The organism is Desulfosporosinus sp. (genome assembly GCF_014237355.1).
Classification (GTDB): domain Bacteria; phylum Bacillota; class Desulfitobacteriia; order Desulfitobacteriales; family Desulfitobacteriaceae; genus Desulfosporosinus.
On the sequence record NZ_JABZFS010000070.1, the window covers coordinates 1 to 9,242 of the forward strand.

A 9,242-nucleotide genomic window follows, 5' to 3' on the forward strand; every position below is an offset into this window, starting at 1 on the left:
CAAACTCTCCAAAAAAAGTTATTTCACTTCTAGAAGAAGATGATTGACTCATGATTTATTTTGAAACTCTTTCGAGTCTCTCTCATTGGCTGTCCTTGTTGTTTAGTTTTCAAAGACCAAAGACCATCATTTTTTCTTGACCCGTTTGGGCCGGAATCACATCTTAGCATTTTCAACTTGCGTTGTCAATAGCTAATTTAAAACTTTTTGTTTGATGCTTGGCCTGTTTTTTGGCCGGATGCATATATTAGCATCTTCTACTTAGGTTGTCAATAACTAATTTTCAATGTGTTAAATTATAGAGTTAATTTGTAACATTCTTGTTTGGCCTGTTTTTAGTCAGGTATACATAGCATCCCAACTATAGATGTCACTGGACCTTCCTTACCCTACTTTCCGCTAAACTGATCATTGCTGTATATGACGTCCTCAATTCCTTTTACCACAGAAGAAACTCCACTAGCTAGAGGCTGCATTTTGCGCTAACGTAGTTCTGAACCATAAGCATGACGAAACATATGCCTAAAATCTTCGGTATTCATCTAGTACTTCCGCCAATTCCAGGACTACTAATTCCAGGTCTTATGTTCGGGATATCATGAGCCATCGACTTCAGAAGCTCTCGGTTATAATCTCCCCCACCTGTTATTGCTCCACCATCAATCACACGCGAGATTCTTTCAAACATAGATTCTGTACCTGTATTAGAAATGGTGAAGAAAGGCCGCACAAGAAATTCTCGACTTGGGATTTCCGTTGGGAGTTTTTCAATATCTCGTGAGACCAGATTAATTTCCTGGCCCAATTTTTTAATAGCATCCATATCTATTTTTAAATCGCCCATTAATTTATGATACTGAATGATCTTTTTTTCTCCACTTGTCATAAACTTACCCCTTCACATTCGATTTTCTTGCGCAAGGTTTCAGGTGCATATTCTACTTGCACTAGATCTACAAAAATAGTAGCCGCAATTTCCTCAGCAATTTTAAGTGCTTTGTAATACTCCTCTTCCCAAGTGAGCTACTACATATTCTTTGAAACTCTCGCTAACAGCCCTATTGTTTCTCCATTTGAAATATAACCGTCATGTAGGTTCATGATTTTTAGCAGATCTGCTACTTCGAGCTTTTCGCTTTTGCCTAGGATCAAGTGTCCATCTGTTTCATCTAGGTGTGTAACGGCCAGCTCCACCATTGCTGTCCTGTTTAAGAACGCCAAATCTCTTTCTAAAGAATGCTTGAAAGTAGCTACATCAAAATATCCATATCTAAAATTACCTTGATACGAATTTGTCTGATTTGTTTTATCCCATAAACCCTCCGGTTTAAGGTCCGCACTATCGCACTCGGTCTTAATTAGTCCGGCCCCATGTCTCGTAAAGTAAGATCTAGTTACATAACATACGGAAAGGTCGCAAGCATCGACACCGCTTAATATCTCTAGGGCATTTTTAATTCCAGTGTTAGATGGTGTCAGATGCGGGTAATATTCCATATTATCGGCATCCAGCAGTAACCCTTGAGCACCCTCGAAGACAATGTTGTCGTATTCTTCGATGATATTATCTTCTACAATTTCCGTGTGCTGAAGCATAAACAATAGGTCAGCGCTATAGTTTTCTGTGATGTTTTCGTTCCGGATCAGCTCCCATTCGCTATCCGTTAATTCCGTATTCAGCTCGTCTAATCGTTGGGGAACATATCCCTCAATGATGACCGCGATCATCGTAGCCAATTGGTCAAAGTTCTCTCGGATATACCCTATGGTTGTTTTCTGATGGTTGCTTGTTCTCTTGATGGTCTCATAAATCCCTACCCCGCAGCTTCCATGCCTATTTTTATCCCTATGAGCCTCGACCATTTGATTAATCATGACATCACAAGGGAATGTTACAAGGCAATCCTTATGGATATATACTTTTGACACGACTCCCTTACTTTCCAGGACTTTGTATTCTTTAACGAAGAGCATTGGATTAAGTATGAAATAAGGGGAGAGGTAGGTGAGATTGTTTTCGTTAAAACTGCCCGAGCCAAAATGGCTGAAGACATGTCTTCTCCCGTCTGATTTAACCACAGTGTGTCCTGCCTGAGCTCCGCCGTTAAACCTTACGTTCAGCACCTTTTCCTGGGCAGGGAATGAGGAACAGAAATAGTCTGTCAACAATCCCTTGCCTTCATCACCAAAGTTTGCTCCAATCACAATTTTTACTTTCTTCATCCCCCATACCCCCGTCCTCTTAAAATTCGATGAGCCCCTTGAATTTTGTGATTCCGGTTAAACCCTTTAAAGCTTCTTTAACAATTACAGCCGTTGTGCCATCCCAAGAATTCACAACCGAGTCAATGGATCTTCCGCTCATAGCTTCCAGAATCGATACGATAATTTCAGGAATACGCTGGTAATCCGATACTCTAATGGCTCTTTCACCAAGTAACTCCCGCCATTTTTCCAGGTCGCTATCCAGGTGGGACCCACCTTGAGCCATGCACAGATGGAAGACTTCATATTTCCGGTTCACCTCTGCCAGCATTTCTTGCACCGGAATGCCGGCCTCAACACTATCTCCAAAGACCCTTTGGATCTCCCCTGAGGTCAGTTGTTCCGGGTAACCGTCATCTCCGATGGTAAATAAAAATCCTTTTCTCCCTTGCTTCTCGAAGGAATCAATTTTTGTATGGCGAGCAGCAAAGTACCAGGCTAGGGGGTAACTTTCAAATCCATTGCCGCCGCCGCCTTTTTCAAAGTAAAGCTTCGTCAGCTGTTCTGCGATGCGAATATCCGATTCAAATTGCGTAACTTGGAGAGGCGCAGTATCCCCGGCAGGAGCATCTCCGATGGCGTTAAACATAATTTGCGGGTCGGTTACAGGATTTCTGTCCAGGATTTCCTGAACAAGGACACCAAGTTTCTCAGCAACCACCTGCAGAAGATGACTCATTGATCCGGTTACATCAAGTCCGATAATAATCGGCGTGCTGTTAGGATGTTCGCTGCTGTCCCGGCTTTCTCTGAAAGCAACATGCTTAGGATCAAATTCTGAGGTCATCATTCTGGAAGCATAAATTGTACTTGTGGATTGTCCGGCCACTTTCTTAGATGAGTACCTAGCCCAGTCTGCTGGTTTCCAACCACCATGTCCCATAAACCATTCCTCCTTAGTAATTAATTGTTATCTTAAAATAACTAAGCAGTCATTAACGGCTGTAGACTTCCCTCTCTCCCACTTCCATTCTGATAAACTTTCTAACTCCATAGGAGTTTCGCAAAGCCGTGTTCCAACGCAAGAACTCTTTTCTGGCCGAGTCTGCAGCCCCTCTCTCCAGCCAAGCTTGATAACTATCCGGCACTTGTGCCTTATTTAGCAACACCCTGCCGATAAGTTTAATGGATTCCAGATCCGTTGTAATGCTGCCCGTTTTGTTTGTTTTGGTTAAGGGACCCATCACATCGTAAATCTCTTTCTGGGTTCCGAGCATCTTTTCACCCTGCCCGACGCAGTACCACCAGCCGCCGAATAAGGCGATTGAGTGGTTTTCTGGTGATACAAAGCAATTTTCCAAACTAATTCCATTATGAGCTAGGCCATTGAAATCCAGGAAACAGCAGATACTGCCTAACCGGCTTAGGATCCAGGCTACATGCCTTGGTTCTATCGTTCCTTGATAATAATTGAGCAGATCCTGTAATCTAACGAGGTCTTTGGTCTTTTTTATAACCAAAACCCATTTCCCTTCGGCTGTCTCGAACTTATCTATGAATTCCGGGAAATACCGTTTAAACTCATCCTCCATGGCTTTGTTTTCATACGTTAAGGAACCAACCCGCTTAAATGCGTTATCAAAATATCTCTTGTGCTCTGCCTCCAGTACAAAAACCACAACAGAGGATGCCACGTATTGCATGCCAAGCTCAAAGGGGAACTCTTTAATAAATGTCAACCTCTTGTGCTTGCCTTCTTTGGTTTTAAATTCGCTAACATTGCTTTCTTCCCATTGTCCGGATGCAAACATTACTTCGGCCTGGGCATAAAGATCTCTGATCTTCAGAAAAACATCTTCAGCCATAGTCTCTTTGTTGCGGTCGGGATGGTACTTCTGTACAAGCAACCGATACTCTTGCTTTGCCTTAAGAGGGTCCTTGGAGTAGAGATCCCCGCATTTTACCGCTGCCAAAATCTCCTGGGGATTATTGATATCAACCATGGTGTCACCACCTTACTCCATTAATTGTTTATCTTTGCTTGAATAACCTGGCCGGTCTGTGGGCTTTCCCATCTGTCCAGTGTTCTGTCTCAACGATTTTATCGTTTAACACCCTTCTAAAGGCTTGAACTTGACGGCCGAGCAGCAGTTCATAAACTGTCTGTAGTTCCTTAACTGTGAACAGTTCATTAACCAGATGAAACCCTACATCGGTATACATAATTTTATTTTTGATCCGGTTAAGGGCATCAGCAATAATCATCCTGTGGTCGAAGGCCAAGCTTTTAATCTTAAGGCTTGGGCCCAATACCGAAATGAAACTTAGCATATCCACCTCCCACTCGGATGTTGAGGATTCTATCCAGAACCATTCCGCTTCCTTGCTGGCCCTTTCTGAGTTGAGAAGGATTTTCTCTTTGGGAGCCAGGGCAATGTAGCCTATACTAATAACCCTGCCCCTTATGTCCCGGTTTACATCATCTCCATAGGAGTATAGCTGTTCCAGATAAATATCATCGAGGCCAACCTTTTCCCGAAGTTTTCTTTTGGCACATTCAAGCAATGGCTCATCAAAATTTACAAAGCCTGCCGGTAAAGCCCAGCATCCGTTATATGGTTCTTCATCTCTTTTAACGAACAGTATCTGCAGCCCTTTTTCTGCCACTTTCCGCTTATTATTGAGGGGCTTATTATCCGTTGTCAGTACCACTACGTCTGTTGCTACACTCATTCGATGGTGTGTGCTAAAGTCACATTTCATTGGTCAAGATCCTTTCGAATTTTCTTAACTCAATTATATACCAACTTATACTTAATTGCAATATGTTAATAACTAATTGTATTTAACTTTTATTGAGGAAAATCTTTCATTGACAGTTTGATGATGTTTGTATCCCAAGGCTTTTGTGGTTCTTCTTGATCATCTTTTTTCAAAATTCCAAGTTCATTTCCAGTGCAAAGTTTTGATATAAGACTTTCGACGTCGTCTTCAGAGAGCTTTCGTAGGGTGGTCATGAATTCCCATTGATCCTTAAAAGGCTTAAACTTCTCATCGATAAAAACGCTGTTCGCTAAAAAATGGCAAGTTTCATCTAGGCACAGAGGATAAATTCCCACAACTATATTGTTAATACCTAGCAAATGATGACCAAGACAGGATATTTAAGATTGCCTTCGTTCGTTTATTGAGTTCGCTAGTTAATCGAAGAGATATTTGACAAAAAACACGAGGAGCCCCTTCTCACCTAGTGAGTAGGGCTCCCTTCCTATCCAAAAAAGTTCAATTACGCCAAATTGGCCCCCGACAGCATCTTGATCACTCTCAACTGGCTTTTCAAATTCCTTTTTTCGGCATGAACTAGATAAACACAAAGAAACCTAATCCGACCAGCTTAAAGTATTGAAGTGCATTATTATTGACAAAGTAATCGGCTAGTGGATTTCCTTTTACTGCCCCATGGTTTATTGCTTGAATGGTTGTGATGTAATCTAGGGCGTTTAATAGGCAGAAAAGTAGGAGTAGTTATAAACTTTTTGCAGAGGATTACCCCCGTTGGTCAATGGCACTCATTCAACATCGGAGCGGCGAACAAATCGGCAGAGGTTAGAATCCTACTTCCAACCTGTTCGATCTTTGGCATTGCTGGTTAGAAGTTAGTCAAAACATCATGCTCTGATTCAATTAAAGCAGTCTCGAACCACTCTTCATAGGTAATATTGAGCGATTCGCATACTGCGTCAAGCCTTGCCTTAACTATCTCGTCGGCTGGGAATGCTATGCACTTACAAATCACCTCACGGTTTTACTTGAGAATCTTTACAAAACAAGTACGCTCACGTGGACCGTCAAATTCACAGAAATAAATACACTGCCACCGGCCCAAGAGCAATTTCCCATTATGAACAATGGCAGTTTGGGATGCCCCTACGGTGCTCGCTTTTAAGTGAGCGGCAGAATTCCCCTCAATATGACGGTCTTTATCCATATTCCATGGGTAAATCTCATCAAGTCTCCGCATAAAGTCTTTCTGTACATCGGGGTCCGCATTTTCATTGATTGTGATCCCTGCAGTAGTATGGGATGAAAATATTACGACTAGCGCTTCTAGGACATTTTCCTGATTTAGAAGTTTTTGGACTTGAGCTGTTATGTCGAGCATTTCGTCGCGTCTTTTGGTCTTCAGATGTATCTCATGAATCATAATTGATCTCCTTCGCCTGCCAACTTGTTAGTCCCCAACCCAAGCACATTCCTTGACTGCCACAGTTTCTTTTTACAAAGCTGGTTTACCTATTCCTAAGGCATTAGCACATTTTATCAAACGCTTTAATGGATAAACTCATTAAAAATGTTTTTGTACATATCCCTTAGAGTGATATTCCAGTCAACTTTCTTCATATCTAAGTAAAACATTTCATGTTCTTGTGGTGTCATCTTTTCAATAACAGCTCTGCACCACTTTTCATTTTTTTCAAAATGCGGTCGCAAATGACCCAATGCTTCATCCAGAGAATCATCTAAAACATTTTGCCCGTCTGAGAGGAATTTGGGTAGAAATGGAGAATATAGTCTGATGTTCCTTTAAAGGAAAATATACGAACAGGTTCGTATGAAGTCCATTCAGTGTACCTTAACAGAATTACCCCCTAATCACTTTGGGGGACTACAACACTGTTTTTGTCTGATGTTAAAACAATGCGTTGTGGGGGTTATATATGGATAAAATCGTAGAGATAAGAAAAATGACTATCTGGGAATCAATACTATTATTTAGCATTCCATCAGCCTACTTTATTATTATTACCAATAGCTTGATCCCATATCTAGTTAAAGACTTAAATCTTCATCCTGCATTGGGCTGGTTTATCGGAGGGTATATTGTTTTTGTTCCCCTCTTTATATTAGCTTTGATTTTCTACAGGCGAGAAGGAAATGAATTTAGGATTAGATTAATACTTGAAAGATTAAGAATAAAGAGACTATCAAAAAATGACTGGAAATGGACAATTACCTCTTCTATAGTAATCCTAATATCTACAAGTTTAATAATGTTCACTTCAAAGATTATATCAGAAGGCTTTGGCTTTAGAGAACTTGAAACTACCCCGTCTTTTATGGAATTTCAAGCATTACAGGGATATGAAAAATTTTATTTATTAATTTGGATTCCAATGTTCTTTTTTAACATTGTGGGAGAAGAAATACTATGGAGAGGTTATATCTTACCCAGACAAGAGCTGCAGCATGGCAAATATTCTTGGGTTATTAATTCTGTTCTATGGTTGGTCTTTCACGCTTGTTTCGGATTGGACTTGATAATACTTTTAATTCCTATACTAATAGTAGTACCCTATGTTGCCTATAAGACTAAGAATACTTCAATTGGCATTCTTACACACGGAATATTGAATGGCCCAATGTTCGTACTAGTCTCAATTGGTTTAATCAAATAGTGCCGCCTCCAAAGAAACGTGTTTAGTTCCTACCTTCGCTTCATCTTCTCTACCGGTTGAATGTTAAACCTTTTGTCATAACTACCAAACCGATTTATTCTTCCTACATTTTTCATATTTAAAGGTAGCGGAGCTGGACAAACAAATCCATAGTGATGAGGCGATGACTATATTTGTGAATATTCGTTATGCCATCGTTACAACCATGGCAGCAGAAAGCTCAATAGTTGAGTGCGGAAGCCGTACAAAAAGGAGTGAATGGCGAAGATCTATGATTGCCCTTAATGCACTTTGTTTACAGCATAAGGTAAGCATGGCAGACATATAGATTAGTAAGTAAAGGGTACCCTATGCACCCCAAAAACTTATGCCTCCCGATATACCCCCCAATGCTTTGGTGAATGAGTACACAATATTTTTGTGTTTTTCCACGATGGTATTTAATCACATCATCCAACGAAAGCAGGCTTTCGGTCTGACGCTCATTTACTCGTTTTTCTGTGTATTTTTCCGTGGACGTAGTACGTTGAGACAGTCGTGGTGATAGAGCGGAAGTAGCTTGGCATCAGCGGTTCCTAGGGTTTTGGGTTGATTTTACAGTGTGTTTTTATGTTTCCGTGGACGTAAGAAAGCAACATATTTTAAACGGGGGTACACTTCTACGCGAATATAGGTGTACCGTATTGGGGTATAAGGAGTATTTTGAATAATTATGTGTAGATTTGAGAAAAACGACCCTCCAAATAGGGGTTGCCTCGTAAGTGCAAGAGAAAAAATTTGATTGGGAATTTTCTGATATGTGACTGCGGCGGTTCCATGAAGCCAGAGCCGGGGCCTACTGAGTTGTTAATTGGTTATTTCCTCTGCTTTTCAAGTCCAAGTTATTTTGGAGGTCTTTTTTCTCCTGAATGGCTTGGTCTCTGTCCTAGACAGCCTGCTGCAACTCCACTCTGGTCATCCTCTCGACATCATGCTCGGCGATAAACTCCTTCCGCTCCTCTTCCAGGATCCCAAGGAGGATGAGCTGGGTGTAGGTCAGATTCGTCACCGGTGACGAATCCGGATGGCCGTCATCGTCGGAGGAGGGAAGCAGGACCTGGCATCCTTCAGGCGACTGCCGATCTCAACGGCGCCGGCAAGGTTCAGTCATCGGCAATAGTTGTGCCAGATTCTTAACTCCTGCATCCGTCATCAGCATCTGTCGCTATGATAATACTATTTGCATGGATTCTATCTGGCGCTTAAACATTTCTGTCCAGGCATTACCTCGTTTGAAAAAATTATTTTTTCATATTGGTTAATTAAAAATCCAAAGGCATCCTTATCTGATTATAGACCCCAATGAACATCGAAAAGACCACTTTCTATAAAAAAAGTGGTCTCATTGCATTCTCATAATAATGAGGCTTATGACTGTGTATGAAGCACTTATGTTTGCGGTAGCATTTGCGACTCTTATAGTGTTAATACTTAAAGGAATGCAAAAGAGCAAGTAGTCCACTTTGCCAGGCTTCTTGCTCTTTCAGATCGCCGCTCACTGCGGCCAGTTGTATAGCCGGGATGTTAGCGCATCCCGGTTTT

Annotated in this window: 10 protein-coding genes and 1 pseudogene; 2 read left to right on the forward strand and 9 right to left on the reverse strand. The window is 41.3% G+C overall.

Annotated elements, in window-relative coordinates; translation table 11 throughout:
• Window positions 1-538: 538 nt before the first annotated feature.
• The 8 genes and pseudogenes from HGJ98_RS15230 to HGJ98_RS15260 form a co-directional block, all read right to left on the reverse strand.
• Complete coding sequence (locus HGJ98_RS15230; RefSeq protein WP_291352339.1) at window positions 539-886, reverse strand: hypothetical protein; 348 nt, start codon at window positions 884-886, stop codon at window positions 539-541.
• A gap of 140 nt (window positions 887-1,026) precedes the next feature.
• On the reverse strand, window positions 1,027-2,223 hold the full coding sequence (locus tag HGJ98_RS15235) for an adenylosuccinate synthetase (protein WP_291352341.1): 1,197 nt from the start codon (window positions 2,221-2,223) through the stop codon (window positions 1,027-1,029).
• A 19-nt stretch (window positions 2,224-2,242) separates the two neighbouring features.
• A complete protein-coding gene (locus tag HGJ98_RS15240) occupies window positions 2,243-3,148 on the reverse strand; it encodes a hypothetical protein (protein ID WP_291352343.1) in 906 nt (301 codons plus the stop codon).
• A gap of 52 nt (window positions 3,149-3,200) precedes the next feature.
• Window positions 3,201-4,208 carry a hypothetical protein gene (locus HGJ98_RS15245; RefSeq protein WP_291352345.1) on the reverse strand — a complete coding sequence of 336 codons (1,008 nt, stop codon included), beginning with the start codon at window positions 4,206-4,208 and terminating at the stop codon, window positions 3,201-3,203.
• Between the two features lie 28 nt (window positions 4,209-4,236).
• Window positions 4,237-4,968, reverse strand: a complete 732-nt coding sequence (locus tag HGJ98_RS15250; RefSeq protein ID WP_291352347.1) for an NUDIX hydrolase — start codon at window positions 4,966-4,968, stop codon at window positions 4,237-4,239.
• 89 nt (window positions 4,969-5,057) lie between these two features.
• Window positions 5,058-5,348: a hypothetical protein gene (locus HGJ98_RS15255; RefSeq protein WP_291352349.1), complete on the reverse strand. Its 291-nt coding sequence runs from the start codon at window positions 5,346-5,348 to the stop codon at window positions 5,058-5,060.
• 217 nt (window positions 5,349-5,565) lie between these two features.
• A pseudogene (locus tag HGJ98_RS22435) lies at window positions 5,566-5,700 on the reverse strand (hypothetical protein); the annotation flags it as partial.
• 310 nt (window positions 5,701-6,010) lie between these two features.
• On the reverse strand, window positions 6,011-6,409 hold the full coding sequence (locus HGJ98_RS15260) for a secondary thiamine-phosphate synthase enzyme YjbQ (RefSeq protein WP_291352351.1): 399 nt from the start codon (window positions 6,407-6,409) through the stop codon (window positions 6,011-6,013).
• Window positions 6,410-6,923: 514 nt separating this feature from the next.
• Between HGJ98_RS15260 and HGJ98_RS15265 the strand changes: the two genes are divergently transcribed.
• Both HGJ98_RS15265 and HGJ98_RS15270 read left to right on the forward strand, forming a co-directional pair.
• Window positions 6,924-7,661, forward strand: coding sequence for a CPBP family intramembrane glutamic endopeptidase (locus HGJ98_RS15265; RefSeq protein ID WP_291352353.1), 738 nt, complete (start codon window positions 6,924-6,926; stop codon window positions 7,659-7,661).
• Window positions 7,662-7,824: 163 nt separating this feature from the next.
• Window positions 7,825-7,989 (forward strand): hypothetical protein, encoded by a 165-nt coding sequence (locus HGJ98_RS15270; protein ID WP_291352355.1) that lies wholly within the window; start codon window positions 7,825-7,827, stop codon window positions 7,987-7,989.
• A 597-nt stretch (window positions 7,990-8,586) separates the two neighbouring features.
• On the opposite strand, the gene HGJ98_RS15275 is transcribed toward HGJ98_RS15270, so the two are convergent.
• Window positions 8,587-8,709, reverse strand: a complete 123-nt coding sequence (locus HGJ98_RS15275) for a DUF3102 domain-containing protein (protein ID WP_291352357.1) — start codon at window positions 8,707-8,709, stop codon at window positions 8,587-8,589.
• Window positions 8,710-9,242 lie beyond the last annotated feature (533 nt).